The following is a 26,181-nucleotide window of genomic DNA, read 5'->3' as shown; positions in this document are numbered from 1 at the left end:
CAAGGCCATGAAGTTATGGGCTGATGGGCCCTGTCAACAGGATGTCGATGCTGATGGTGGCCTTGTAGGTGCGTCGGTCCATGCGCAGGCTCTTGTACGCGTATCGGGACAGTGGTCGCTTGACGGCGCGGGGACTGACGCGGAGTCGGCGTGCTGTCATCGGCTGGTTCAGGACGGCGCGGCCGATGGTTCCGACGAGGTCGACGGCGGTGTCGGCGATCACGCCTGCGGCCTGGATGACCTGGTCGCGGGCGGTTTGGAGGGCGATGCTGGAGCTGGCCCGGTCGGGGTCCGCGTCGGGGAGGGTCGCGGTGGCGTCGGCGATGGCGATCCGGATCAGCTGGTAGGCGGTCAGCAGGGCGTAGACCTCCTGGGCGATGCCGGCCATGGTCCGGGCGCGCAGGACCCGGCGTCCGAGCATGGACTTCTTGATCGCGAAGAAGGCGGATTCCGCTTCCCACCGCTCGTGATACTGCTTGACCAGCTCGAATGCCGGGTGGCGGTGGTGGTCGAGCAGGGTGGTGGCCAGGCGGTAGACGCCGGTGGTGCGGCCGGCGGTGGTGGCGATGGTGATCTCGCATTCGATGATGCGGACCTCCAGCGTGCCGATCCGGGACAGGAACGAGCCGTCGTCGAAGCGGTGCAGGACCGGTGGCTTGCGGGTGGCGGACAGCCGGGCGAGGAACGCGGCGCCGGTGTCCGCGACCGTGGTCAGGAAGGCGTTGGAGGACAGGCCGCGGTCCAGCAGGACGATCATGCCCTCGTGCAGGGAGCGGGCCAGGCGCTTGCCGTGGGTGGTCTCGCCGCTGGTGCGCGGGCCGAAGACGGCGTCGATCACTGCCCGGGTGCCGCAGGCGACCAGGGTGACCAGGCAGATCTGCGGATAGCCCGAGGTGGCGTACTGGTTGGAGCCTTTGCCCAGGTGGGCTCGGGTGGCGGGACCGTCGGGGACATCGAGGTACGTGCCGTCGACGGCGACGACCAGCAGTCCCGCCCAGCGGGCCCCGGTGGTGCGGATCGCGCTCGCCGGGCCGCGCAGCAGGTCGAACAGGGCCCGCATGGGGCGAACGCCGAGCCTGGCGCGGGCGTGCCACAGTGCCGTCGCGGTGATCTTCGGGACAGGCAGGGAGCGCAGTGCGGAGGTCATCCTGGCCCACACGGCCGGATAGCCGCACTCCTCGAACAGAGCAGCAGCCAGGAGGAGGTAAACGACCACCCGGGCAGGGAGTTTCCGCAACCGCTGCTGGACGGCCCCGCACTCGGCCAGGGCGGCGTCGGCCATCTCGAACGGGACGATCTGCGTCAGCTCACCCAAGTGACCCGGAGCGAAAAGACCGTCGGCTACCGCGATCTCGCGGCTGATGACACACTGACCCGACAGCGGAGCCTCCGGTGCTGTGAACGGCTTGTCTTGGCGGACCAGCCAGTTCTACCGGGGCTCCGCTTCTCGCGTCCGGCGTTCCTCCAGATCAGACCCCACCTGCAGCCACGAACCCGACCCATAACTTCATGGCCTTGCCCCAAAGGGCAGCCGATCACCGCTCCGGATCACGACTTCTTCCGCCCCGACACCCCGTTCGCCATTCCATACGGCATCTACGACCTGGGCCGCGATAGCGGCTGGGTGAATGTGGGCACCGACCGCAACACCGCTGCCTTCGCGGTGGAGTCCCTGCGCCGCTGGTGGAAGGTCCAAGGACGCCTCGATCATCCCAGCACCGATCGCTTGCTCGTCACCGCCGATGCCGGAGGGGCCAACTCGGCGGACTCCCGCCTGTTCAAAATGGGCCTGGCCGACTTCGCCGACGAGTCCGGGCTGAGTATCACCGTCATGCACTTCCCACCAGGTACCTCAAAATGGAACAAGGTGGAACATCGTCTGTTCTCCCGGATCACCCACAGCCTGCGCGGGCAGCCGCTGACCAGCTACGAGGTACTGCTGGAGACCATCTCGGCCACCCGCACCAGCACCGGACTGACCGTCCAGGCCGTGCTGGACGAGAACGCATACCCCACGGGGCGCGTGCTCACCCGAGCCGAACGCCAGAGCGCCGAGCGACGCGTCGAACGCGATGAGTTCCATGGTGAGTGGAACTACACCATCGCCCCGCAGGACCCCGGCCAGCAGCCTCCGGAAGATTCACGGGCCGATTCGGGCCCTCCGATCCCGGCCGGCGCCACCTTCCTCCTCACCCACCCCGCACTCACTGGCATGACCCGAGAACACTTCGAGCAGCTCGTCCTCCAGCTCGAACCGTGCCAACTGCTCCTGACCGAAGCCGAACGCCAGAGCGCAGACAGGGACAGTCGCGGCCGTAACCCTGGTTTCGGCACCCTCGATCACCGTCACCGTGTCCTGGTCGCCGTGCTGCGCAGCCACAACACCGTCACCTTGACTCTCGCGGCCGAACTGATGGGCCGCAAGCGCAACGTGCTGAGCTACCACGCAGGGAGGTCCAAACCGATGCTGGCCTTCGCCGGACCCGAGCTCGCCAGAGTCCTCGTCTTCCACAGGCCCCACCCTCCCCGCACGCTCGAAGCCTTGATGCGCCTGATCGAGCACCATGACGAGATCAACTCAAGCAGTAGCTAAATTACGGGTCCTCACCAGTTGGTCTCGCCGGCGAAATACTTCGCGGCCCTCCGCAGGATCTCCCGTTCGGCTTCCAGCTCCCTGACCCGGGCCCTGAGCTGCTTGTTCTCTTCTTTCAGCACATCGTCGGAGGTTACCTCGGCAGTCCGTGCCGCCCGCGGCGAGCCGCTGGTGCCCGCCGCGTGGCCCCTGCGGCCCCGCTCGGTCCGCACCCAGTTGCGCAGCGTCTCCCGGCTGATCCCCAGGTCCTTGCCCACGCCCTCGAACGTGTTCTTCGGGTCCGACAGGTACAGCGCGACAGCGTCCGCCCTGAACTCCGCCGAATACACCTTCATCACCATGCGTGACATCCCTGGACCCTCAAGGTCCAGTGTCCAAGGTGTCCACGCCCAGAGGGAAAGGCCCGGGAGCCGGTCGACGAACACCAACCGGTGCTTCACACCCGCGCCCACAGCCCGCTTCCGCGGCCGGGACGCAAAGGCCTGGTGCCGGTCGTGCCACAACGGCCGAACTCTGCGAGGAGTTCAGCGATCACGTCGGCTGACAGGCCCGTGATCCTCCGGTCGCTGATGATCGCGCCCCATGACGCGTTCCCCCACCACAAGACCATGATCAACAAGCCCAAGCTCGACGCCTCACCGCCTACCGTGCACGAGCTCGATGGGTGTTAGCGGCACCGAGACGCAGGCCGGATTCCCCGGACCGCTCGCGGACGCGGTCGTGGGCGGTCGAAGTACGTGTCAGCCGGCCCGGAGACCGAGCGCCAGCGTCAGCTCAAGGACCCGGTGCGGCGAGGAGAGGTCCGGAAACAGCTCCCGCAGCTGTGACATCCGGTACCGGACTGTCTGGGGATGGACGAACAACTCCGCCGCCGCCTCCTCCCGCCTGCCCTGGTGCAGCAGCCACGCCCGCAAGGTCTCCTCCAGCCGCCGTGCGGTTGCGACAGGCAAGGTCCGCAACGGTGCGAGGGCTCGGGCGCGCAGGTCCGTGAAGGCGTCCATGTCGGCACTCAGCACCAGCTCCGGCAGGTGCTCCTCGGTGTCGCGGATACCGGCGGAAAGGGAGCGGGCGCGTACGGCTCTCGCGTACGAGGCGGACGCACGAGTCCATGGCCGGGCCGGGCCGACCACGGCGGTGCGGTCGGTCAGCTGTCGCAGGAGACGTGACCGGTCTGCATCGGGAACGAGCAGCACACCGGTGGCATCCGGCAGATCGTCGAGGACGAGGGTGCTCGGGTCGAGCGCGCGGTAGGCAGGCCGGGCCTGGGCGGCGGGCAGCAGGACGGCGGTCAGCGAGACAGGAGGCAGCCATCCGGCCCGTTGGGCAGAGGCCAGCAGCGCGTCCGGGTTCGCGTCGGCGAGGAGGTCGCGGGCCAGGTGTTCCAGGTGGCGCTCGTGGGCCCTGCCCCGGGCGGCCAGTTCGTCGGCGTGGCCCGCGGCGCTCGCGGCGGAGAGCTCGTCGATGTAGGCGAAGGTCAGTTCGGCGAACTTGGCGACCTCGCCGGCGGGCAGACCTGCGGGTACGGCACCCGCGGCCAGGCATCGCCAGGCCACGCGGGCGCCGACCCGGTACGCGCTGAGCAGCGCGTCCATCGAACGGCCGTCGCGCACCTCACCGCGGCCCAGCTCGTAGGCCGCGTCACCGGCGTCGCCGCCCGTGGCCTTGCCGCTCGCCAGGTCCAGGTAGTGCCCCAGGGCGGTGCGGACGGCTCGGCGGATGGTGCCGCCCATGCGGCCCGAAAGGGCGTTGGCGTAGGAAGGGACCTCGTCGATGATCGCCTGGACGATCTCGTCGGCGGTGGTCTTCAGCGCGGCCCGAAGTGCGGTGACCGTCGTCTCGTCCAGGGCCAGTTCGCTGGCCCTCCGGATTGCATGGCTCACGTTTCGTTCCCTGCGAACAATCTAGCCGACCAGATTTACGTCTTGCGGTCAGGACTTTACGCCTTGTGGCCCAGCAAGCTGGAGTCATGACGAGTGCAGCCCTCCGCAGCAGGGCGTGGAAAATGTTGGAGATGGTCACGACGCCACTGCTGCCGTCGGACTACCTCGACCTGGTCAGCCCGCTGCGTACGGGCGCCGACCTGCGTGGGCGCATCGAGGCCGTGCGTCCCGAGACGCGTGACGCCGCGACTGTCGTGATCAGGCCGGGGCGGGGCTGGCGCGGCCACACAGCCGGTCAGTACGTGCGGATCGGGGTCGACGTCGACGGGGTGCGCCTGTGGCGTGCCTACTCCATCACCTCGCCGACAGACCGCCGGGACGGCCGCATCACGATCACCGTGAAGGCGATCCCGGACGGCAAGGTCAGCAGCCACCTGGTCCGCAGGACGAAGCCGGGCACGCTGATCCAGCTCGACCAGGCGACCGGTGACTTCGTGCTGCCGCGGGTCAAGCCCGCCAAGGTGCTCTACCTGACGGCCGGCAGCGGCATCACGCCCGTGATGGGCATGCTGCGCGACACCGAGTTCGACGACGTCGTCATGGTCCACTGCGCGCCACAGCCGCAGGACGTGATCTTCCGCGACGAACTGCACGGCCTGGTCGCGGACAAGAAGCTGCGGCTCACCGAGGTGCACACCGACACGAACGGCATGCTCGACATCGCCCGTCTCGACGAACTCGTGCCCGACTGGACCGAGCGCGAGACCTGGGTCTGCGGGCCCTCAGGTCTGCTCGACGCCGCCGAAGAACACTGGACCGGACACGGCCTCCCGGAACGCCTGCACACCGAACGCTTCCGCCCCAGCATCGTCGTCGCCGGCGACGGCGGCGAGGTCACGTTCAGCGTCACCGGCAAGACCGTCGGCGCGGACGGTGCCACGCCGTTGCTGGACATCGGCGAGGAGGCCGGCGTGCTCATGCCCTCCGGGTGCCGCATGGGCATCTGCTTCGGCTGCGTCACGCCGCTCAAGGCGGGCGCCGTCCGTGACCTGCGCACCGGCGAGATCACCGAGGCCGAGCCGGGCGTCCTCATCCAGACCTGCGTGTCCGCCGCGGCGGGCCCCTGCGACATCGAACGGTAGGAGCACTTTGACCGCCATCGACCCCACCGCCCACCTGACCGCGGAGCAGATCGAGGAACTGGGCCGCGAGCTCGACGCCATCCGCGACGAGGTGATCGCCGACCGCGGCGAGAAGGACGCCGCCTACATCCGGAAGGTCATCTCGGCGCAGCGCAAGCTCGAGCTGGTCAGCAGGGGCGTGTTGCTGTTCTCGATCTTCCCGCCCGCGTGGGTGCTCGGCACCGCCGGGCTGTCCGTGGCGAAGATCATGGACAACATGGAGATCGGCCACAACATCCTGCACGGCCAGTGGGACTGGATGCGGGACCCGAAAATTCACTCCACCACCTGGGAGTGGGATCACGTCTCGCCGTCCGAGCAGTGGAAGCACTCGCACAACGAGCTGCACCACACGTACACCAACGTGATCGGTAAGGACAACGACCTCGGCTACGGCATCATGCGCGTCGACGAGGACCAGAAGTGGCACCCGTTCCACCTCGGCCAGCCGCTGTGGAACTTCATCAACGCCTGCTTCTTCGAGTACGGCATCGCGGCGTACGACCTGGAGCTCGGCAAGAACCTGCACAAGCGCCGCCGCAAGAACCCGGAGTTCCGCGCGCGGGCCAGGGCCGTGGGCCGCAAGATCCGCAAGCAGGTGCTCAAGGACTACGTGATCCACCCGCTGCTGTCGGGCCCGTCGTTCCTGCCCACGCTGGCCGCCACGTTCACCGCGAACGTGGTCCGCAACGTCTGGACCCACTCGGTGATCATGTGCGGTCACTTCCCCGAGGGCGTGAAGGTCTTCGAACGCCGATCGATCAAGGGCGAGACGCGCGGCCAGTGGTACCTCCGTCAGATGATGGGCTCCGCGAACATCAGCGGCAGCAAGGCCATGCACTTCATGACCGGCAACCTGTCGCACCAGATCGAGCACCACCTGTTCCCGGACCTGCCGAGCAACCGGTACGCCGAGGTCGCGGTGAAGGTGCGCGCCCTGTTCGAGAAGTACGAGCTGGAATACGTCACCGGCCCGCTGCCCAAGCAGGTGTTCTCCGCGTGGCACAAGGTCTTCCGGCTCTCGCTGCCGAACAAGAAGCCCACGGTCAAAACGCCGGACCGCGAGCAGGAGCTCGTCGCCGCCTGATTCCCGGTAGCGGTTCAGATCGCTCGGCCGTACCGGCGGCACCGCCGGATTCGGTGGTATTCGTTGCGGACGGTGGGCGACCGCGATGTCAGACCGCAGAGCACGGGATCCAGGGGAGCCGGCGGTCGGCTGCGCTGGGACCCGGACGTGCGCCGGCTCGGCACAGAGCCCTCGGTGAGGGGCCACGTGCCCTCTGACGTGCCGTGGTCGGGCCGGTAGTCGGCGGCTCGAGCACACTCGGTTTGCCGACAGGGAGGCTTGGGGGGGGGAGGCATGGGTTGTCGCGCGGACACTGCCGGAACCGTTGTTCGCCGCCCCGCTGTCTTTCCGACCCTGCGCCGCCGCCAGGGGCGGGCGAGCCGAAGTGGGACGGGGGACGACAGGACCTGCGGTCGTCTGCGCGGCACAGATAGTCTGCGCCGATGAAGCGGATGCAGCGGACCGCCGGCGTGATCGTCGGCTCGGCGGTGGGTGACGCACTGGGTGGCCCTTTCGAGTTCGGTCGCCAGGGAGCGTTCTCCGCGCGGTTTCCCGCCCCTGGTGCCGGTGGCGAGATGTCCGTGGCGGTGGCCAGGATCCCGGCGAGGCGACCGACGACACGCAGGTGACTCCTCCCCCGGCTGAAGCCGGGGGCTTCTCGTTACGCCGGGTTGGCGTCGCGACGGACCAGCCCGGCCCGTAGAACCTTGGTGGCTCCCACTGTGTCGGCGTGCGCGTGGTGGCCACACGCGACGCAGTGGAACCTTTCCTGTGTGGGCCGGTTCTCCTTCGCTGTGTGCCCGCATGCGGGGCAGGTGCGGGAGGTGTTGCGGGGGGCCACGGCGATCACTTCCCGTCCGGCGCTTTCAGCCTTGGCGTGCCGGATCGTCAGGAACACCCCCGATCCGGCATCGTTTCGACCTGTTGAGCCCGGCCTTCGTGGCGGCCCCGTTGGGCAGGAGGGTGCCCGGCCGGTCAGGGTCGGGTTTCGGTGCGGGGGCCTGCTCATGTGTCGCGGATCCTGAGGTCTTCGTGCGCGATGAAATCGTGTGCGCGGACCAGGCCGAGCGCGGTCTTGTGCGCGTGGTCGAGCCGCTGGCGCCGCACCTTGCCATGCAACTGGGCGACCTTTTCCACCGCGCGCTGATGGTTGGCGGTTCGGTCCCTCGACTTACACCGGGGGAACCGGGACAGGGCCTGCTGCGCCGTCTCCAGTTTCGCAGCCGCATGGCGGCCATGACGCGGGATTGGCACGAAATCGCCGTTCGAGTCGGCGAGGAAGTTCGCAATACCCAGATCGATGCCGACCGCGGAACCGATCACGGGCAGCGGTTCGGGCCGGTCCTGCTCAGGGTCAGCACGACGAACCACTTTCGGCCCTCACGCCTGACCGACACGGTCTTGACGTGCCCGGTCACCGCGCGGTGCTGGTTGACCTTGACATGGCCGACGCACTGGAAGCTGGTTGGTGCGTTGGTGTGCGCCCGGGAGTCTTTCGGTCAGTCCTGATGACCATGGTGAAGTGCGTCGGACTCTGCTGTCCGTGCGGGCCGGAGCTTCCCCGGTCGGTAAGGCATCGGCCCTTCGGCCCGTCCGGGAGTGAGTGCCGTGGCCCAGACGATCGGAAGCGTGCTGCGCGACCGCTTCAACGTCTTGGTGGACCAGTCATTGCAGCTGGTCGAGGTGGTGACGGGTTGCCAGTTCGCATTGAAGGAAGCCGCTCTGGAGATCGCCCCGCTGCGTACACACGGCGGGAACGTGGCCCTCGGGGAGGGCGAGGGGCTGGGGGTGGAGGGCTCGTTACGCCTCTTCGCCGAGGCGATAGGGCTGTCCTTCCACGCGGTGCGCACGTATCGGTGGGTGGCCGCGCGGTGGTCGAAGGACCAGCTGCAGGAGGGCGTCTCCTTCGAAGTGCACAGCATCTGGCGTCGGCGCCCGATGCGTACGAACTGATCCAACCGCCGGTGAACGAGCAGACGCGCCGCAGTGAGTGGAACGGGGAGGCGGCGAGGCGGGCGGCGGGGTGGGCGACGGCGACGCCCGTGACGGTGGCGGAGAAGGTCGAGGCCGTCCGTGATCTGTGCCCTTTGCCGGACCGTGGTGTCAGTGGGCTGCGGCGGTCAGGCCGGCGCGGTGGATGCGCGTGTGCTCGGCGACGCGCCGGCCGAGGTGGCGGGCGGTGTTCAGGTCTGCGTCGTGGACCGCGGGGGGTGTCATTGAAGCTCTGCGCGCCGGCGCCGAGATAGAAGCCGAGGCGGTTGTCGTCCTGAGGGCTGGAGGTGGTGGTGTTCCAGCCCGGCAGAAGGTCAAGGCTCACCCAGAGCATTCCGTGCTGGGCCGCCAGGAGCGCCAGGTACTGCAGGGTGTGCAGCTTGTCGCCGCTCATGGAGCCGGAGTTGGTGAATCCCGCCGCGAGCTTGTCGCTCCAGGCGCGGGTCATCCACCGCTTGCTGCTGGCCTCGGCGAAGACGTGGAACGCCCCGGAGGCGGTGCCCATGTAGGTGGGGGTGCCGAAGATGATGGCGTCCGCGGCGTCCATCAGTTCCCAGTCGGCGTCACTGAGGGAGGCGACGTCCAGGCGGTGGACGTGCGTCCCGGCGAGGGAGCGCGCGCCGTCGGCCACGGCCACGGCGATCTGCACGGTGTGGCCGTAGCCGGAATGTGACGCGATGACGATCGAGATATCGGACATGGGTGTTCCTTTCCTGCCGCGACGGCGGCGTGTTCGGTCATGGCACCGGCGGACGACGAGCCGCCCGCTGCGGCGGTCGGCCGCACGGCTCCACGAGTGAGGGCCGACGGCCCAGGCCGGGCAGGTGTCGCGGGCCGGCGCCGACCACCATCAGAATGGATCGATGTTCCGGCTAGAACAGTAGCATCGATAAGGCAGCGATACGAAAAATGAGATATCATTGTTCCATGAACGAGGGACGACGCGCCGCCCGGCGCCAGGTGCTGCAGGTGGCCGCCAAGCTTTTGGAAGAGGGCGGCAGTGAGGCGGTCTCCACGCGCGCTGTCGCCGCAGCCGCGGGCATCACGGCCCCCGCGCTGTACCGGATGTTCGACGACAAGGACGGGCTCCTGGCCGAGCTGGCCGCCTACGGGTTCGAGATGTACCTGGCCGAGAAACGCGAAGCGCTGGCGCTGACGCCCGACGACCCGGTGGCCGACCTCTACCGCGGCTGGGACCTGCACGTCGACTTCGGGGTGCGGCACCCGGCGTTCTATATGCTCATGTACGGCACTGTGCAGCCCGGGCGGCGGCCCCCGGCCGCGGACGAGGCGCACGCCCTGCTGGTGACACTGCTGGGCCGGGCGGCCGAGGCCGGGCGCCTTCGGGTTCCAGCGGCGCAGGCGACCCGCGTCATCCACGCGGCGACGACCGGTGCCACGCTGGCGCTGATCGGCGAAGAGCCCGCGGAGCGGGACCTGACCACTTCGGCACGGCTGCGGGACACCGTCATCGCCTCGATCACCACGGACCCGCCCGCCTCGTCCGGGTCGGACCTGGCCTCGCGCGCACTCGCCCTCGATGCTGCGCTGGAAACCGCGCTCACCACCGGAGTACCTCTGCGAGACACGGAGGCGGCTCTGCTACGCGAATGGCTGCAGCAGCTGGCAGGCTGAACCGGCCGTCTGCTCCGCAGGCGGTCAGCGCAGTCGGTTACCCCGACCGCGCGGAGGGCGTTCAATCGCAGGGGCCGACTGCAAGACTGCTCCAGCAACTGGCCGCCATTCGCCACGAGCCAGATCACCCAGCCGTACGCGCCTCACGGCCAGGGTTCAAAAAATACTGACTCAGTGTCCGTGACCCTGACCATGGCCGCGCCCGCCGGTAGGCCACCTGCCTCTCCGTCCGCTACAGAACGTCGCAGATCACCGTGCCGCGGTTGCGCCGAGCTGGAGACGGCCGTGGCTGCCGACGCGACGCGGACGGCTCTGGTCGAGGCGAGGCTTCGCCGTGATCGGCAGTGATCGGCAGTGAGGGACGGATATCGCCTGACGACGTGGTAGCAAACGGATCCCGGTGATGCATGTGGCAGAGCTGACGGCCGTTATGGAGAGTTTCGAGCCGCAACTCATCACCGGTGATCACCTCGCTCTACGAGGAGTTGTAGAGCCGGATGCAGGCCGCCGGGCTCCGGGCTCCGGGCGAGCGGTGCGGCCGTCGCGTACTACGAGAAGCCGGAGGGCCGGTGACCTTGCACGCGCCCATCCCCATTGGCTCTGAGCCGGCCCTGGTGCACGACTTCTCCGCCCGTGAAGTCACTCTCTCCTGAAGGCGCTGCGGCGACCACGCGGCGAGGTGCTTGCGCCGCCCATGCCGGGTGTGAGGTCGGCGCCACCGGTGGGTGTCCCCCGCACCTGGCCGGTACCCAGTCGGTGGGTCAAGGGGCCCGCCGGTCCAGGCGACTCGTCCGGTCACCGATGGCCGGGAGGGCGACACGTGAGGGGATCGGACTGCCCTGCCGGGCCGCGGGCTCGGGGCCGGCGCGGCAGGGGCAGGGTCTCGTCTACTGGGCCGTGGGCCGCATGTCGCCGTTGTACACGGTGTGGTAGTCCGGGACGACTGTCCGAGTGGCCGGAGAGGCCTTCGCGACCTGGGCGAGGAAGGCGTCGAGGTTCATCGCCGGATCGCGGACCGGGGAACCGCTCAGCGGCAGCTCGAAGTTGTCCCAGTGGACAGGGACGACGACACCGGGGGTGTCCAGCGCGTTCAGCAGTCGGGGCACGTAGTGATGGGTGGTGGTAGTGGTGGTGGGCACGGCGACCATCGCGAGGTCGGGGCGCAGGCCCCGCACCGCCCGTTCGTCGAAGTCGCTGGCCCCCATGAGGAATGCCGACGGGCCGCGCTCCCCGGCCGTCACCCGGAAGGCCAGGGTGTCGCCCTCGGGCAGGTCCGCGATGGTGCTGGGAACCGTCGTGGGCGGGGCGTTCAGCGTGCCCGGGGCGAAGTACGCGCAGTTCTTGTTACGGCTGTGCAGGCTGGGGACGACCTCGACGGTGATAGTGCCGATGTGCAGTACCTCGCCGCCCTTCACCACGGAGATCTGCTTCGGGTCGACTCCGAGGGCGGTGAGCAGGTGGTACGTGGTCTCGGTGCCGATGACGCGGGCGCCGGTGGTCTTGGCGATGTACGGCACGTCACCGAGGTGGTCCCAGTGGGAGTGGCTCACCAGCACCAGCTCGGGACGGCCGATGTGCGGGTCCACGAGGGCGGGATCCGTGGTCAGCTCGGTCTGCGGGTCGAGGCCGTCGTCGAACAGGCCCGTGCGGAAACGGGTGAGGTAAGGGTCGAAGAGCACGGTGCGGCCGGCCACGTCGATGCGCCAGCCAGCGGTGCCGAGCCAGCGGAACGACACGGCGCGGGCGGCCCGGGCACCACCCCGGTCGCGGCCGGTGGTCGCGGACGCCGCGGCTGTCGTGGCTGTCGTGGCCAGGATCAGCGGGGATGCCGCACCGAGTGCGGCGCCCCGCAGCATCGTACGGCGGCCGAGCCGGCGGCCGGAGGGAACATCTGAGCTGCTCGAGGCATGTACGTCCTGGGTCATGGCGTCAGCAGATCAACGGATGAAGTGGCTTGTCCAAGACGGAAGCCCGGTACCCGCGATACGCGAACGCATATGTGCGCCGGTCAGCGGCCGTCGCCGCGAAGGAAAGCTGCCGCGATTCCGGCGGCCCGGCCGATCGCAGCGTCCACCGTGACACGGGAGATTGTCAGATCATGCGTGCGCGCGAACACGGCGATCGCATAGCACTCGCCATCCGGGTAGCGGGCGACGCCCGCCTCCATGTGCAGCCCGGGCAGCGTGCCGGTCTTGGCCGCGACCGCGACGCCGTCCGGGAAGCCCGACACCAGCCGGTGACGGAAGACCTGCTTGCTCATCAGATCGCGCACGAGCGCGCAGGCTTCCGGCGGCCCGGCGGCATCGGTCCAGATGAGTCGGAGCAGCCGGGTGATCTCCCGGGGCGTACTGGACGTGGTGTGGCGGGGGTCCAGCACCGCCAGTCGGCGCTTCCTCTCGTCGGGCAGGGCCGGATAGCGTACGGCGAACTCCCTCTCGTCCCGCGCCCCGACCTCCGCGAGCATCGCCACCAGCAGGTCCCTCGGGCCGCCCACAAGGCACGTCCGGTGCAGGCCGAGTTCCTTCGCGAGCAGTCTCACGGTGTCCAGGCCGACACGGTCCAGCAGCAGATCGGCAGCGGAGTTGTCACTGACCGACATCGCGAAGTAGGCCAGATCGCGCAACGACAGCTCGACGTCGTCCAGGCAGCCGGCGGTGCCCCAGCCGCCGAGCCGGTCGGCCGAGGTCACCCGCACCCGTTCCGTCGGATCCAGCTGGCCGGCCACGGCCTGCCGGGCGAACTCCAGCACCAGCAGTATCTTGAAGATGGAGGCGATGACGACGGCGTCATCGGCCCCCACCGCGACTTCGCGGACGTCCAGCTCACCGTCGGGCTCCCCGGCGGCCGGCGTGCACGCACGGACGGGAACGACATGTAGCTGCCCCCTCGCGCCGGCCTCGGCGAAAACCCGCAGGACCCGATCTTCGGTCGCTGTTCGCGTGCTCATCACTCGTCCTCGGACATCGACGTTCCCCGTCATCGGCCGGGCCGACCGATCGGACCGTCCCCCGCACGGCGGCTTCCGCATATGATCCTGATCGTGGATCTCTTGCGCCACCTGCGTCTTTTCGTCACCGTAGCCGACGAGCTGCACTTCAGCCGGGCCGCTGAGCGGCTGGGCATGGCCCAGCCGCCGCTCAGCCAGGCAATCCGCCGGCTGGAGAAGGAACTCGGAGCCGAACTGTTCGACCGCTCTCAGCGCGGCGTCCGGCTCAGCGCCGCCGGAGCAGCGCTGCTGGACGAGACCCAAGAAATCCTCGCCCGGGAAACGAAGTTGCGTACCCTGGCCCGGCGCGCCGCCGACGGCGCCCTCGGCACCCTGCGCGCGGGCGTGCCGCCCGACACCACGGCCGCCGTGCTGTCGGCCCTGCTCTCCGCCTGCGCGGAACACGCTCCGGAGCTCTCCGTCGACCTGCAGGAGGTCACCACCGCGGAGCAACTGCGGCTGCTGGCCTCCGGCGGCCTGGACGTCGGACTCGTGCACCACCCCGTGGACGCCACCGAACTACGGCTCGGCCCCGGCGTCTCACTGGACCTGGGCGTCGTGCTCCCCCGCACATCACCCCTGGCCCGGCTACCGGAAGTGATGCTCAGCGACCTCTCCGGCCACGACCTGATTCTCTTCCCCCGCGCACACGCACCCGGCTGGCACGACCGCATCCTCGACCTGTGCCGCGCCGAGGGCTTCGTGCCAGGCCGCGTCCGCCACGCCTCCAACTTCGAGTTCCTGCTCGCCCTCGTGACGGCAGGACACGGAGTCGCCTTCGACCGGGGACCGGCGGCCCGTAAAGAGCCCCGTGTCGCCTGGTCACCCCTGGCGGGCTGCCCTCTCACCGTCCGCATCAGTGGCGCCTGGCCCACCGGTCGCGGAACCCACCCGGCTGCCTGCCGCTTCGCGGAACTCGCCGCCGAGGTCCTGGCCCGCCAGCACACCGCCGCCGCGCGGGGCAACGGCATTGCCCACCCACCCGGCGACACTCCGCGTCCGTGGTCGGTGGTGTACGGCTGAACACCACTCACCATCTGCACGCTTCGTCCTGGTCCTCTGTGCCCTGGGCAGGGAAGCAACCGGGCAGAGCCGCGGTCCGCTCACGGGCGAGCAGGGCCATGGCGGGAAGCCGTAGGCAGGCGGCTGGATGCCGCGACGCTCTGGGAGCGGTTGGTGTCCGTGTGCGCGCCTGGGCCCGCTTCTTCCAGCTGGTTCCTGTCGGTGCCGGGACCGGTCTCACCCACGTTCGACGACCGTCCTGCCGTCTTGTCAAAGTGTGGGCCCACAGAGGCTGTTCAGGGTCACGTATCCTCGAGCTTGTGCCCCGTCATCCGAAGAAGCCTCGTCGGCTGATTGCCGACGGGCGCGCGTATCTGTGGACGCTGCGTCACAGCCACAGCGTGGCGGACAGCGGCAGGTCATGTCGCGAGACCCTCACCCTGTACCCGCAGCCAGCCAGTGTCGGCGGCCCACTGCGCATCGTCTTCACCGAGGGCCCGGGCCGGTACGTCCCGGGCGGGGCTCCCCTGGGCTCCGGAGACGTGGGATACATCCGTGGCGCCTCTCTGAACCTGCACGAACCCGGTTCCGTCCGGGCCCTGCTCGACGCGGCGTCGACCCGTGGGTGGCAGCCGGAGGGGCGACGCGTGGTGGAGATCGACGGCTGGACCCTGCTGAAGGCGGCAGCCGCTGCGCAGTCCGGGGCCGCCGGCCCCGCGGCGCGGGCCGGCCGGTGTGGGAGTGTCGGGTGGTCGGGTCCCGGGCCATGACGCGGCCGGAGTTCCTGTCGGCGCGACCGGGCGGAGCAACTCCGCCCTCAACCCCGCTGAAGCGCGCGGTCGTGCTCCTGGACCGCGATCCGGGCCAGCTTGGTCAGCATCATGCCGTTGCGGACCTCGACGAGGTAGTCCGCGGGCAGTCCGTGCATCCGGATGCCGGGTCCCCGCAAGGCATGCCAGTCGAGAACGAAGAGCGTGGCGTCCCCCCAGGGCACCAGCTTCATCGCGATGCGGGCCGCGCCGAACGGTTCGGCCTTCGCCTCCAGTTCCAGGCGGCGCTCGGGTTCACAGATGCGGACGACGCAGGTGTCCTCGAGGACCTGGGCCGGCACCGACCCGGACACGCAGCCGGGCGCCCACCTGGGGCCAGTGCGGGTCGACGGCGAGAATCTGCTGGGTGCCGGTCATCCACTCGCCGTAGCGGTGTCCGTCGGACAGCAGGCTCCAGACCTCGGACGGGGTACTCAGGATCAGACGGCGGTTCCGGGCCAAGCTGAACGCTCCCTCAGAACGGCGGGGCGACGGGGACGGAGGTACAGGATGGTTCGCCGTCTCCGGCATGCCCGTCGACCCTAACCGGTGCTTCGGCGGCACCCGGGGGAACACGCCGGGAGGCGGGGCCGTCCGGGCGACGCTCTCGTCCACGGCCGCCATCACGTCACGAGCTGCGGCAGACGTCGGCCGGCACCTTCTCCTGCACGTGTCTGTGCGGATCGTCCCCGCTCGTGAGTCGTCTCTCACCCCGCACCGGCACTCCCGTCAGCTCAGCGTCAGGCCACGTCGGTTCTTGACCCAACCCCGCAGCCGGACACATCCGCCGCGGAATCCTCGGGCCGGCGGCGTCCGGGCACCACAGCACGGTGCAGACGACCCATCGCGCCGGAGTGCCGCACTGTGTACATGGAAGCCGCCGTCGGGGACACCGAGGGCATCAAGACCCCGGGCGACTCCTTCACGACGGACACCGTCCTCCAGGTGACCGTCACCCGGGAGAGTTCGCGCCGCGTGATGGCCGGTCACACCCGCACCGCCCGGATCCAGGGCCCCGATAGCCGGACACCCGCGTCCCCTCCACACCTGCGACCGCTTGAGCCCTCAGTCACAACCGGCGCGGCCTGGGGGCTCGCGGCGACGCGGCTCCTACAGGTCGAACTCCAGGTGCTCGATGTCCGTGAACCGGACCTCCTCCAGGCTTCCGGCACGGTGGCCGCCGTCCTGGAAGTACACCTCTCTGAGTCCTTCCGCTGCGATCTGCTGGAGCTGCTGGTCACCGGCGCCAGCCTGCTGGGCCTCGAAGAGGCGGGCGGCGTACTGGGGCGGGAGCGCGACGGCCAGATGCCGGAGACGGTCCTCGTCCGTGGAGCCGATCGGCGCGGTGTAGCCGAGGCGGGCGCGGGTGTCGATGACGATGCCGTCGGTGGTGGCTGCCTTGCGCCGGGCTCTGGCCCGGATCTGCGGCTGCCACCGCTTGTTCACTTCGCGCTCCAGGCGTGCGGCGAGGTCCGGGCGGGGCTTCTTGATCTGGTTCTTCACGTACCGCTCGACGGTGCGCTGGGAGATGCGCAGCATCTGGGCGACCGCCTTGGTGCCTTTGAGCTGCCTGACCAGGTAGCGCATCTGCGCGGGCGCGCTCTTGGGTGCCGGGCGGGTGAAGGATTTCCGTACCGCGGCGTCGTGGCCGTCCCCGAACAGGCTCATCGTGGTCTTGTCCTACTCTCCGTTGTCGAGGTCGGTCACGGTGCCGTCCTTGATGTAGCGGGCGAGGTTGAGTCCGGGGGCGTTGAACCGTTCGCGGACCCCTTCGCCCCACAGCACACTCTGGGTGCCTTCGTGTTTGACCAGGCCGGGGTTGATGCCGAGCTTGAAGCCGCCGGGCAGCGGCTTACCGGCCCGGTAGGGCAGCAAGTCCAATGGCGAGGGCCCGCCCGCTGCGTAGACGACGCAGTCGGACAGGACGGCGACCGGGTACTGGCCGGTGAATGCCGCATGCTTGACGATCTTGCGGTGCAGGTTGATGCGGGTACGGGAGATGACCGCCGCCCGGATGTCGGGCCGCCACGTCGGGCGGGACAGCGCGTGCCACGGCTGCCCGGGCCGCCATCCGTCGCCGCGGGGGCGTTCGCGCAGTTTGCCCAGGCCGCCCTTGACGGTCTCCTTGATCGCGGAGGCGACCGCCGCCAGTTCGGGGTCGCGTTCCCTGTAGCCGTCCATCGCGGCGAGGAAGTCGGCCGGCGCCATATCGGTGTAGACACCGAGGTCGGCCATCGTGGCGAGGTAGGCGTCGCGCAGCCGCTGGTACCAGCCGTCCAGGTAACGGCCGTTGTCGTACCGGACGTACGCCTCCAGCGGACGTACCTCGTAACCCAGTTCCACCGCGTACGCGACGGTGGGCGTCGCGTACCAGGCCAGCCCTTCAGGGCGCTCGCCCTTCGGCGTGAACGGGCTGGGCAGCAGACTCGCCTCCAGGTCCGCCCACTTGTCCTTGCCGATCTTCACCCGGGACAGGTCGACGTGGGAGAGGTCCACCAGCCACGATCCGGGCAGCTTCGGGTCGAAGACGGGCTGTTCGACGTGAGTGGGTGCGCCGAGGCCGACGGGCAGGCCGTTCGCGCCGGCAGCGAAGGCCATGTTCACGTCGATGCCGACCAGGTGCCGCAGGGTGCATTCGGCATCCGTCATCGGCCGCGCCCAGTCGTAGGCCTCCTCGAACAGCTTCTCCGCCGGGCCGCGGACGTGGAAGCGCGGCAGGTCCTTGAGGAGTGGGTGCCCGTCCGGGGCCTCGCACGGTGCGCAGTCCACCGGGTCCTTGCCGAGCGAGCCCGGGTCGTGCTCGGAGTGCCGCTTGCCGTCGGCGTCCGGCTCGGAGGCCCGCGTCGGCGGGTGCAGCGCGGTCATCAGTTCCAGGCCGGTCACGGCGGTCGATCCGCGCGGCGTCATCACCCTTGACGCGTAGACGCCCAGGACCCGGGTGAGTTCCGCCGGCGGGAGCTGTGCGGCGTGGCCCCAGTGGCGGGCATCGAGTGCGTGCCAGGACGGGACGCACAGCTGGACGCAGTTGCGCTCCGAGCCCTGTGCCGGGCGGTAGATCCGGGCCCACGGGCCGAGGCCGCGCTTGGTCAGTTTCCAGTCGGCGCGGTGCAGTTGCCTGATGACCTTGTGGTCTTCCGGGATCCGCCCGGCGATCCGCTCCTCGTGGGTGAGTGCGGTCGGCAGGCCGTAGCGCTTCAGCGCTGCTTCGGTGAGTACGAGCAGCGGGTCGGCGTCCTTGCCGGGGCCGGACAGTTTCGGCTGGCCGAGTTTCGCCTCGTTGAGGGTCCAGTCCACCAGGGCCGGGATGGACCTGGAGGGCACGTCCAGGACCAGGCCGCCGGTGCAGTACGCCAGCACCTGGCCGTCGACGACGGCGAGGGGTCCGTTCTCGAAGCCCGGGTCGGTGGCGCCCGCCGGGGCTCCGGCCGGGACTGTCTTCCGCGCGCCTGTGCGGTGGGACGTCGACGTGCTCCTGGTAGGACGAGCCGGGTGCGGTGCGGCCTGCTCAGCAGCGGCGGAAGCCGGGGCGGTCCGGGTGGTCTCGTGTTCAGCCGTGGCTGCGGCGGCCGGGGGCGTCTCGGTGGGCAGTGTCCGTGCCTCCGCCAGGTCGGACCGGCCGGTGAACATGGCCGGCGCCGCCGGGTCCGGGGCGGCGGGCACGGGGTAGAGTTCCGCGAGCTTGTTCAGCAGCCGCGCGTAGGCTTCTCGTTCGGGGCCGCGCGGCTCGACCGACTTCTTGACCGACTCCCAGCCGGACACCGTCGCCCGGCGCACCTTCAGCACGGCGGCCACTTCGTCCAGTGTCAGCCCGTGAGCCTGGCGCAGCCGCTTGCGCTCCTCCGCCGGCGGCAGCGGGGAGCGCGACGCGACCAGCGCGTCGACCGCGTCGAACAAGGTTTACCTCCTGAACCGACACCTTACCGATGGACCGTACGGATGGCGCACATGTCAGGCACATATCGCGCACGTCATGCGTCGCGGCCACCCGAGGTGTGCGATACGGGCGGGGCCCCACCGGCGCAGGAGGCGGACCTTGATGATCCGGCGCTCGGTGCGGGTCGGGGTTCGACCAGCTCTTCGACGGCCGCCTTACCGCCGGACGGGTATAGGCCAACCAGCCCAACAAAAAACCACTAGGCCAAAAGGCCTAAAAACACCTAAATCATGATAGACCCTGGGATGTCGGCGTCTCGTAGGCGTAGGTGAGGGCGGTGTCCAGGAGGTGGCGCAGGCGGGCGGGGGTCGGGGCCACCGCGGTGGCGATGAGGGCCCGGGGGTCGGCGAGGGGGGTCAGGGCGGCGTGTCCCTGTGCGGGGTCGTCGCAGATGACACGCGGTTCCCGGGGGGTGTCGAGCTCCGGGTCGACCAGGAGGAGTTGTCCGGTGGCGCGGTGGGTTCCGAGGACGGCGGGGCCGTCCCATGCCGGTGCGGGGTCGCCGTAGGCGGTGTGCTGGTCGAGGAGCGGCCGTCCGCCGCGGTGGACGGTCAGGCGGGTGGTGAGGTGGCCCGGCGGTTCGCCCGAGCGGCCGAGGAGTTGTTCTTCCCGCATGAGCAGGTGGGAGGTCGGAGCGAGGTCGATGGCGAGTGTCTGGTGCAGGGTGCTGCCCTGGGTACTGATCAAGGGCTCGGGCAGCCAGTGCAGGGTCGCGTGATCGCCCACCCTGACCCGTACGTCGTAGGTGGCCGGGACGGTGGTGGGGCCGCGCAGGGCGATGGTGGCGGCTGCGCTGGTCACTTCCAGCCGGGCGTGTGTCTCGACGGTGATGTCGAGGGCGAGCCGGTCTCCGCCGAGTGGCGCGCTCATGGCGCCGAGTACGCGGACGCGCGCCTGTTCTCCGTGGGCGCGGAGCCGGCGCAGGTGGAAGGGGCCGTCGTTGTGCAGGAGTGGGACCGTGGTGGTGCGGCCGTTGTGGGTGGCCCGGATCCGGGCGGTGGCGACGACTCCCGACGGGTGGGCCGGGGTAGGTCCGGCGGGGCGCCGGCCGTGGGGCCCGCCGTCGGCTTCGAGAGGTTCGCCGGCCGGCGCCGGGTTCTCGGTCGGCGGGTGCGCGGTGGTGACGTTCATCGGGTGGATCCGGCGGCATGCCAGGCTGCGAGGCTGTGGGTGACCCAGTCGGCGATGGGTTGGACACCGTCGGGTGCGGTGAGGCTGGTGAAGGCGTACGGCCTGTCCCCGCGCTGTGTGCGGGTATCGGCTCTCATGGTGTCCAGGTCGGCGCCGACGTAGGGGGCCAGGTCGGTCTTGTTGACGACGAGGAGGTCGGCGGTGGTGATGCCGGGGCCGCCCTTGCGGGGGATGTCGTCGCCGCTGGCCACGTCGATGACGAAGACCTGGGTGTCGACGAGTCCGCGGGAGAAGGTGGCGGTGAGGTTGTCTCCGCCGGACTCGATGAAGATCAGGTCGAGCGGGTGCAGGGTCTGTTCAAGGTGCTCGACCGCTTCGAGGTTGGCGGAGATGTCGTCGCGGATGGCGGTGTGCGGGCAGGCTCCGGTTTCCACGGCGGTGATCCGCTCCGGTGGCAGGACGGCCTCGCGGCGGAGGAAGGCGGCGTCTTCCTGGGTGTAGATGTCGTTGGTGACCACGGCGATGGAGAGCCGGTCGCGCAGGGCGCGGCACAGCGCGGCCACGGTCGCGGTCTTGCCCGAGCCGACGGGCCCGCCGAAGCCGATGCGCAGGGCTCGGCGGCTGCCGTCGGTGAGCAGCGGTTCGGCGCTGTGGGTGTGGCGGTGCGGCATGGTCACGGGGTGGTCGAGATGCACAGGGAGGCTCCAGGCAACAGTCAGGTCTGGTCTGGTCAGGAGGCGAAGAGCCGGACGGTCCAGGCGGCGTGCTGTTCACCGGTGATGTCCAGCAGCGGGGCGGAGGCGGCGGGCAGGGCGGCGACTCCCTCCGCAGCCGCGCGCCGCGCGGCGTTGGCCGCGGTGTCGGCGACGGTGTCGAGTTCGTGGGCGAGCCGTGCCAGGGCGGCGGTGGCGTCGAACGGATCCAGGCTCAGCAGACGCACCGCGGCGGCCGCCGGGCCGCCGACGCTCTCGTAGGCGGCGGCCTGGGCGGCGTCGAGCGGTGTGAGTCCGGCGGCGCGGGCGGTGACGCCGAGCACGACCGGCTGGTGGGCGCCCTCGGGCCGGTGATGGGCGAGGTGGTCGAGGTCGGCACTGGGCCAGGTGGCCCGGGCCGCGCGCATCAGCTGCCGGCCCAACCGGCGTGCGACGCGGCGCAACGCCGGTACGGGGGTACGGGTGTCCGCGGCCTCGTCCAGCAGGAGGGCGTCGTATCCGTCGGCGGCGGCTGCGGCGAGGCCGGCCGCGACCAGGCCGGCAGTGTGCAGCCGTCCCCGGCAGAACGCCTCCAGGCTCGCGGTGTCGCGGACCCGGCCGGAGGCGACGGCGGCCTCCATACCGCCGGAATGGGCGTGCCCACCGGCGGGGAAGCGGCCGTCGGCCAGGACGAGCAGTGCAGTGCGGCTCATGGAGTCGCGGGACCGCCTTTCGAGCGAGGGGTGCCGGAGATGGCCGCACGGGTGGGCCACGACCCGGCCGAGGGGTCAGAACAGGAAGTAGCGCTGTGCCAGAGGCAGTTCGGTGGCGTAGGTGCGCCCGACCTCCTGTCCGTCGACCGTGGTACGGACGTCGGACGTGGTGGCGCCGCCGATGGTGACGTCGAAGGTGTCCGGGTCGATGTCGATCTTCGGGACACCGTTGTTGTGGATCATGTCGGCCTTGGTGACCTGCCGGGTCGAGAGGATCGCACGCAAGGGCTTGAGCAGCCCGGTTTCGGCGAGTTCGCCGTCGAGGGCGGCTTCGGCCACGAAGTTGAGGGAGTTCGCCGCCGGTGCGCGGCCCTGAAAGCCCCAGACGGGGCGCGGCAGGTAGGGCTGAGGGGTGGGGATGGAGGCGTTGGCGTCGCCGATCTGAGCGTAGGAGATCTGGCCGCCCTTGATGACCATGTGCGGCTTGACGCCGAAGAACTTCGGTTCCCACAGCACCAGATCGGCGAGTTTGCCGGTTTCGACGGAACCGACCTCGTGGTCGATGCCGTGCGTGATGGCGGGGTTGATCGTGTACTTGGCGACGTAGCGGCGGGCACGGAAGTTGTCCGCGTGCGCGTCGTCCTCGCGCAGGTGGCCGTAACGGGACTTCATGACGTGCGCCGTCTGCCAGGTCCGCATGATCATCTCACCGATGCGGCCCATGGCCTGGGCGTCGGAGGACATCATCGAGATGGCACCCATGTCGTGCAGCAGGTCTTCGGCGGCCATGGTGGAGGGCCGGATCCGGGAATCGGCGAACGCCATGTCCGCGTCGACCTCCGGATTGAGGTGATGGCACACGATCATCATGTCGACGTGCTCCTTGACGGTGTTCACCGTGAAGGGCCGGGTGGGGTTCGTCGACGCGGGCAGCACGTTCGGTTTGCCGGCGAGGCTGATCATGTCGGGGGCATGGCCGCCGCCGGCTCCTTCGATGTGGAAGATGTGCAGGCTGCGGTACTTGGCCTTCTTGGCCCTGCGGTCCTCCTTGGTGGCGGCGAAGGTGCTCTGTACGAAACCGGACTCGTTCAGCGAGTCGGCGTGCAGCGCGACCTGGACGCCGGTCTCCTCGCACACGGTCAGCGCGGCGTCGATGACTGCCGGGGTGGCACCCCAGTCCTCGTGGATCTTGAAGCCGAGGGCGCCGGCCGCGACCTGGTCGTACAGCGCCTTCTTCGAGACGGTGCTGCCCTTGGCGAGCAGGCCGATGTTCACCGGGAAGGCGTCGAGCGCTTCGAAAGTCCGCTGGATGTGCCACTTGCCGGGCGTGACGGTGGTGGCCGTGCTGCCCTCGGCCGGGCCGGTGCCTCCGCCGATCAGCGTCGTGACACCCGACGCCACCGCCTCATGGACCTGTTCCGGGCAGAGGAAGTGCACGTGGGTGTCGACCCCGCCCGCGGTCAGGATGCGTCCCTTGCCGGAGATCACTTCCGTCTCGGGCCCTACGACGAAGGCCGACGCGCGCGGGTCGTCGTTGTGGGGAGGCGTCATGGTCTCCGGGTTGTACGCCTTGCCGATGGCCCGGATACGGCCGTCACGCAACCCGACATCGGCCTTGACCACCCCCCAGTGGTCCAGGATCAGCGCACCGGTGATCACGGTGTCCACCGGTTCGCGGGGATCGTCACGAGGGATGTGCGACTGCCCCATCGACTCACGGATCACCTTGCCGCCGCCGAAAACCATCTCGTCACCGCTGCGCCCGGGACCACCGCACCAGTCCGCGTCGATGCGCAGGACGAGATTGGTGTCGGCGAGCCGGACCCGGTCACCGGCGGTCGGCCCGTACAGGTCGGCGTAGCGGGAACGCAGCAGCGGGTCCCAGGGTTTGTCCTGCTCAGCCTTGTCCGGCATCGAGGTGCTTCTCCTCTTCGCTCTTGTCGGCCTGAAGCCCGTGGACGATCCGCTCGCCGGCGATCGGCACCAGCATCACGGTGCGCCTGTCGCCGGGTTCGAACCGTTCGGAGGTACCGGACGGGATGTGCAGCCGCATTCCGTGGGCCGCCTCACGACGGAATTTCAGTCCCCCGTTGGCCTCGGCGAAGTGGAAGTGGGATCCCACCTGGATCGGACGGTCCTTGGGGTTGCGCACCACCAGCGGCACGGGCGTCGCGGCGTCGTTGAAGACAACCCGGTGTTCGTCCTCGTCCGGCAACAGTTCCGGCTTGCCGGGATGGACCTCCACCTTGGTGGACGCCTCGTCGAACGGCTTGCTGATGGTCACCAGCTTCGTCCCGTCCGGGAACGTCGCCTCGACCTGAACGTTGTCGATCATCTCCGGCACACCGTCCATGACCTCGCTGCGCTGCAGCACATGACGCCCGGACTCCATCACCGCGTCGACCGTCGCCCCGGCCCGTGCCTCCTCGTAGACATGTGCCGTCAACAGCGCCATGACTTCGGGATAGTTCAGCAGCAGACCGCGTTCGCGGCGTCGCTGGGCGACATCGGCCGCCACGTGGATCATCAGGCGTTCCTGTTCATGCGGAGTCAGATGCACGTCGTTCCCCCTTTGCTTGTTCGTCGCTCATCCGCGCGGCCTGCACGACGATGGGGAAGCCGGCTGCCGCCCCCGTCGTATCTGTCGCAGACCGAGTCTGGGAGACAGGTGGAACCAAGGGACAGCCCAATGCCCTGGTCGGCCCGGATGGAGTGAACCGGGGTCATAGGGCGCACGTGAGGGGGCGCGACACCCGCGTGCGGGACTCAATGCCGGCCGGTTGGAGGTCTTCGGCGAGTCCTCGCCGAACGGCGAACCGAAACCGCGGACCGTCTTCGACAAGCTCAGGGCCACGTTCGGCACCGTCTTGGCGGTCGTGGAACAGCCCGCCTCGAGCGGGTGATCCGGCGCACCCCGTGGGCTCGGCCGTATGTCACCGGTGTCTCCCCCCGGGGGTCAGGAATCCACCGCTCAACCTGTGCCACGGAGCGAGGGAGACGGGTGGTGTGCGGGACTTCTCGCCGCGTTGTCACGCGTTCGAGTCCCTGATTATCAGCTGCCAGGAGTACCGCGAGCGCGATCAACTACTTGGCCTTCCCCAGATCCCAGCAAGTCGGCCACCGGAACCGACTGGACGGCGATCTCGTCTCGCGATGACTCGACGGTCTCGGGGAATTCCGGGGCTCGGATCAACGCGCAGCCACAAGTCCGAGTACGAATTCGGCAGTTGTGCGATGTTCCGCCGTCGGTGCGGTGGTCCGTCTTCGTGTCACCGGCCGTCCGGCGGCTCGTGCGCGGCGGCGAGTCGGTGCCGCAACTCGATGTGGCGGAACTGGTGTACGGCCCCGACCTGCCGGAGCACACCTCGCTCACGGGCGTCGGCGAGGAAGGCCATGAGGTCGTACGGCAGTCGCGGGCGCAGAGCGAGGTAGCAGCGGGCCATGGTGTAGCGCCCCCAGGCGGCCTGCCGGATACCGATGGCCAGCCCGGTCAGGACGGCCGGGACCAGCCCGACGGCGAAGGCCCACAGCGCGCCGCCGGCCGCCTCGGCGCCCCAGACGCGCGTCGAGCCGGTCAGTACGGCGCACCAGCCCTGGATTCCGATGATCATGGCGCCGATGACGGCCGCGGACAGTACACAGGTGAGGAGTGTGCGCCGGTCGTTGGTGAGCAGGGCCCGGCCGTCGACCGAGGTCCCCAGGTCGACCGGGACGGCGCGCAGGCCGTGCACGAGAACGCAGGAGACAGCGAACACCGCGCCCGTCTGCAGGGCAGACCAAGATGCCGCCGCCGGATCCGGTGGTGGTGTGATGTACTGACGGCCGTCGCCGCCCGACATGACGTCCGAGAGCAGGCCCTCCACCAGGACGCTGCCGCCGAGGAGCAGGCCGAGTCCGAGGCCCGTGGGCTCCAGTGCCATCGCACCCGGGCGGCCGGGCAGGCGCGTTCGGTTGCCCTGCGGTCCGCACCCATCACGGCTGCGACCACACCGTGGAGCAGGGCGTGAACCGTGCCGCGGCCGACTCTGGTGCGCAATTCGTGTGTCAACTGGCGAGTTTGTAGCTGAGTCGGGTGAGGTGGCTGCTGCGTGAGCGGTCCAGGGGCTGCCCGGCCCAGTGGGCGTCGAGTCGTACGATGTTGATAGCGGTGGCGGAGAAGGCGTGTTGGAGGCGGACCTTGGGCAGTCCGCGGTAGCGGGCCCGGCGGATCCCGGTGACGTCCAGGGCCTGGTTGACGGTGCCCTCCACCCCGGCCCGCAGCTTGTACCGGGTCTTGAAGGAGTCGGTCTTCTGCTCGGCGCGGGCGGCGGCGAGGGTTTCGTGCAGTTCCTTCGGCCGCAGTGTGAGCATGCGGTTGCCGCGGGCCGCTGCGGTGCACTTGCCGCGGGAGGGGCAGGTGCGGCAGTCGGCCTTGGCGAATTCCACGACGATGGCGTCGCGGCCGTGCTGGGTGACGGGATACCAGCCGCTGCTGGTCCGTCCTTCGGGGCAGCGGGCCTGGCGGGTCTTCCAGTCGACGGTGAAGGCGGCCTTGTCGAAGCCGCTCGCGGCTTTGGCCTGTGCCGAG

General features: G+C 69.7%; 22 protein-coding genes and 5 pseudogenes. 9 read left to right on the top strand and 18 right to left on the bottom strand.

Going from position 1 to position 26,181, the window contains the following annotated elements; translation table 11 throughout:
* Positions 1–13: 13 nt before the first annotated feature.
* Complete coding sequence (locus B9S61_RS22795) at positions 14–1,315, bottom strand: IS4 family transposase (RefSeq protein WP_258039752.1); 1,302 nt, start codon at positions 1,313–1,315, stop codon at positions 14–16.
* Here B9S61_RS22795 and B9S61_RS22790 point away from each other — a divergent pair, their 5' ends adjacent.
* Complete coding sequence (locus B9S61_RS22790) at positions 1,316–2,593, top strand: ISAzo13 family transposase (protein WP_374936239.1); 1,278 nt, start codon at positions 1,316–1,318, stop codon at positions 2,591–2,593. It begins immediately after the preceding gene.
* A gap of 26 nt (positions 2,594–2,619) precedes the next feature.
* Here the strand turns inward: B9S61_RS22790 and B9S61_RS22785 are convergent.
* Both B9S61_RS22785 and B9S61_RS22775 read right to left on the bottom strand, forming a co-directional pair.
* Positions 2,620–2,934: pseudogene (locus tag B9S61_RS22785) on the bottom strand (transposase); the annotation flags it as partial.
* A gap of 399 nt (positions 2,935–3,333) precedes the next feature.
* The gene (locus B9S61_RS22775; RefSeq protein WP_103543935.1) at positions 3,334–4,473 is read right to left on the bottom strand and encodes a CdaR family transcriptional regulator; all 1,140 of its coding nucleotides are present in this window, start codon (positions 4,471–4,473) and stop codon (positions 3,334–3,336) included.
* An 86-nt stretch (positions 4,474–4,559) separates the two neighbouring features.
* On the opposite strand from B9S61_RS22775, the gene B9S61_RS22770 reads away from it, so the two are divergent.
* The 3 genes and pseudogenes from B9S61_RS22770 to B9S61_RS42495 all read left to right on the top strand — a co-directional run.
* Complete coding sequence (locus B9S61_RS22770) at positions 4,560–5,615, top strand: ferredoxin reductase (protein ID WP_103543934.1); 1,056 nt, start codon at positions 4,560–4,562, stop codon at positions 5,613–5,615.
* A gap of 7 nt (positions 5,616–5,622) precedes the next feature.
* Positions 5,623–6,741: an acyl-CoA desaturase gene (locus B9S61_RS22765; RefSeq protein WP_103543933.1), complete on the top strand. Its 1,119-nt coding sequence runs from the start codon at positions 5,623–5,625 to the stop codon at positions 6,739–6,741.
* 422 nt (positions 6,742–7,163) lie between these two features.
* Positions 7,164–7,384: pseudogene (locus B9S61_RS42495) on the top strand (ADP-ribosylglycohydrolase family protein); the annotation flags it as partial.
* On the opposite strand, the pseudogene B9S61_RS22755 reads toward B9S61_RS42495, so the two are convergent.
* A pseudogene (locus B9S61_RS22755) lies at positions 7,382–8,177 on the bottom strand (RNA-guided endonuclease InsQ/TnpB family protein); the annotation flags it as partial. The pseudogenes B9S61_RS42495 and B9S61_RS22755 overlap by 3 nt on opposite strands.
* Positions 8,178–8,328: 151 nt before the next feature.
* On the opposite strand from B9S61_RS22755, the gene B9S61_RS42490 reads away from it, so the two are divergent.
* Together B9S61_RS42490 and B9S61_RS43520 are read left to right on the top strand one after the other, a co-directional pair.
* Positions 8,329–8,673: a hypothetical protein gene (locus B9S61_RS42490; protein WP_103543932.1), complete on the top strand. Its 345-nt coding sequence runs from the start codon at positions 8,329–8,331 to the stop codon at positions 8,671–8,673.
* A gap of 11 nt (positions 8,674–8,684) precedes the next feature.
* Positions 8,685–8,744 (top strand): annotated as a pseudogene (locus B9S61_RS43520) (hypothetical protein); the annotation flags it as partial.
* Between the two features lie 79 nt (positions 8,745–8,823).
* Here B9S61_RS43520 and B9S61_RS22745 read toward each other — a convergent pair.
* A pseudogene (locus tag B9S61_RS22745) lies at positions 8,824–9,412 on the bottom strand (flavodoxin family protein).
* A gap of 227 nt (positions 9,413–9,639) precedes the next feature.
* Between B9S61_RS22745 and B9S61_RS22740 the strand changes: the two are divergent.
* A complete protein-coding gene (locus B9S61_RS22740; RefSeq protein WP_103543931.1) occupies positions 9,640–10,347 on the top strand; it encodes a TetR/AcrR family transcriptional regulator in 708 nt (235 codons plus the stop codon).
* Between the two features lie 887 nt (positions 10,348–11,234).
* Here the strand turns inward: B9S61_RS22740 and B9S61_RS22735 are convergent.
* Both B9S61_RS22735 and B9S61_RS22730 read right to left on the bottom strand, forming a co-directional pair.
* Positions 11,235–12,203 (bottom strand): MBL fold metallo-hydrolase, encoded by a 969-nt coding sequence (locus tag B9S61_RS22735; RefSeq protein ID WP_258039799.1) that lies wholly within the window; start codon positions 12,201–12,203, stop codon positions 11,235–11,237.
* 152 nt (positions 12,204–12,355) lie between these two features.
* Positions 12,356–13,294 carry a serine hydrolase gene (locus B9S61_RS22730; protein WP_103543929.1) on the bottom strand — a complete coding sequence of 313 codons (939 nt, stop codon included), beginning with the start codon at positions 13,292–13,294 and terminating at the stop codon, positions 12,356–12,358.
* Positions 13,295–13,396: 102 nt separating this feature from the next.
* Between B9S61_RS22730 and B9S61_RS22725 the strand changes: the two genes are divergently transcribed.
* Positions 13,397–14,356, top strand: coding sequence for a LysR family transcriptional regulator (locus B9S61_RS22725; RefSeq protein WP_103543937.1), 960 nt, complete (start codon positions 13,397–13,399; stop codon positions 14,354–14,356).
* A 299-nt stretch (positions 14,357–14,655) separates the two neighbouring features.
* Complete coding sequence (locus B9S61_RS41640; protein ID WP_103543928.1) at positions 14,656–15,105, top strand: hypothetical protein; 450 nt, start codon at positions 14,656–14,658, stop codon at positions 15,103–15,105.
* Between the two features lie 47 nt (positions 15,106–15,152).
* Here B9S61_RS41640 and B9S61_RS22715 read toward each other — a convergent pair whose 3' ends face one another.
* The 11 genes from B9S61_RS22715 to B9S61_RS22670 all read right to left on the bottom strand — a co-directional run.
* Complete coding sequence (locus B9S61_RS22715) at positions 15,153–15,458, bottom strand: hypothetical protein (protein ID WP_374936238.1); 306 nt, start codon at positions 15,456–15,458, stop codon at positions 15,153–15,155.
* The gene (locus tag B9S61_RS43515; RefSeq protein WP_374936237.1) at positions 15,400–15,606 is read right to left on the bottom strand and encodes an SRPBCC family protein; all 207 of its coding nucleotides are present in this window, start codon (positions 15,604–15,606) and stop codon (positions 15,400–15,402) included. Before B9S61_RS43515 ends, B9S61_RS22715 begins: the two co-directional genes overlap by 59 nt.
* A 648-nt stretch (positions 15,607–16,254) precedes the next feature.
* A complete protein-coding gene (locus B9S61_RS22710) occupies positions 16,255–16,812 on the bottom strand; it encodes a DNA-binding protein (protein ID WP_103543927.1) in 558 nt (185 codons plus the stop codon).
* A gap of 12 nt (positions 16,813–16,824) precedes the next feature.
* Positions 16,825–19,038, bottom strand: a complete 2,214-nt coding sequence (locus B9S61_RS22705; protein ID WP_103543926.1) for a DNA-binding transcriptional regulator — start codon at positions 19,036–19,038, stop codon at positions 16,825–16,827.
* 268 nt (positions 19,039–19,306) lie between these two features.
* Positions 19,307–20,209, bottom strand: a complete 903-nt coding sequence (locus B9S61_RS22700) for an urease accessory protein UreD (RefSeq protein WP_258039798.1) — start codon at positions 20,207–20,209, stop codon at positions 19,307–19,309.
* The gene (gene ureG / locus B9S61_RS22695; protein ID WP_103543925.1) at positions 20,206–20,904 is read right to left on the bottom strand and encodes an urease accessory protein UreG; all 699 of its coding nucleotides are present in this window, start codon (positions 20,902–20,904) and stop codon (positions 20,206–20,208) included. The genes B9S61_RS22700 and ureG overlap by 4 nt, the downstream gene beginning before the upstream one ends.
* A gap of 35 nt (positions 20,905–20,939) precedes the next feature.
* Positions 20,940–21,614, bottom strand: coding sequence for an urease accessory protein UreF (locus B9S61_RS22690; RefSeq protein ID WP_103543924.1), 675 nt, complete (start codon positions 21,612–21,614; stop codon positions 20,940–20,942).
* 75 nt (positions 21,615–21,689) lie between these two features.
* Positions 21,690–23,528 carry an urease subunit alpha gene (locus B9S61_RS22685; RefSeq protein WP_103543923.1) on the bottom strand — a complete coding sequence of 613 codons (1,839 nt, stop codon included), beginning with the start codon at positions 23,526–23,528 and terminating at the stop codon, positions 21,690–21,692.
* On the bottom strand, positions 23,512–24,174 hold the full coding sequence (locus tag B9S61_RS22680; protein ID WP_103543922.1) for an urease subunit gamma: 663 nt from the start codon (positions 24,172–24,174) through the stop codon (positions 23,512–23,514). The genes B9S61_RS22685 and B9S61_RS22680 overlap by 17 nt, the downstream gene beginning before the upstream one ends.
* Before the next feature lie 709 nt (positions 24,175–24,883).
* Positions 24,884–25,534: a hypothetical protein gene (locus tag B9S61_RS22675; protein WP_103543921.1), complete on the bottom strand. Its 651-nt coding sequence runs from the start codon at positions 25,532–25,534 to the stop codon at positions 24,884–24,886.
* A 124-nt stretch (positions 25,535–25,658) separates the two neighbouring features.
* The coding region (locus B9S61_RS22670; RefSeq protein ID WP_181007444.1) for a transposase at positions 25,659–26,181 on the bottom strand (523 nt) is incomplete at its 5' end.

It is taken from the genome of Streptomyces sp. SM1 (genome assembly GCF_002910825.1).
In the GTDB taxonomy this organism is placed as follows: Bacteria; Actinomycetota; Actinomycetes; order Streptomycetales; family Streptomycetaceae; genus Streptomyces; species Streptomyces okerensis.
Note: the sequence above shows the minus strand (reverse complement) of the source record. Positions and strands in the feature narration are given on the sequence as shown.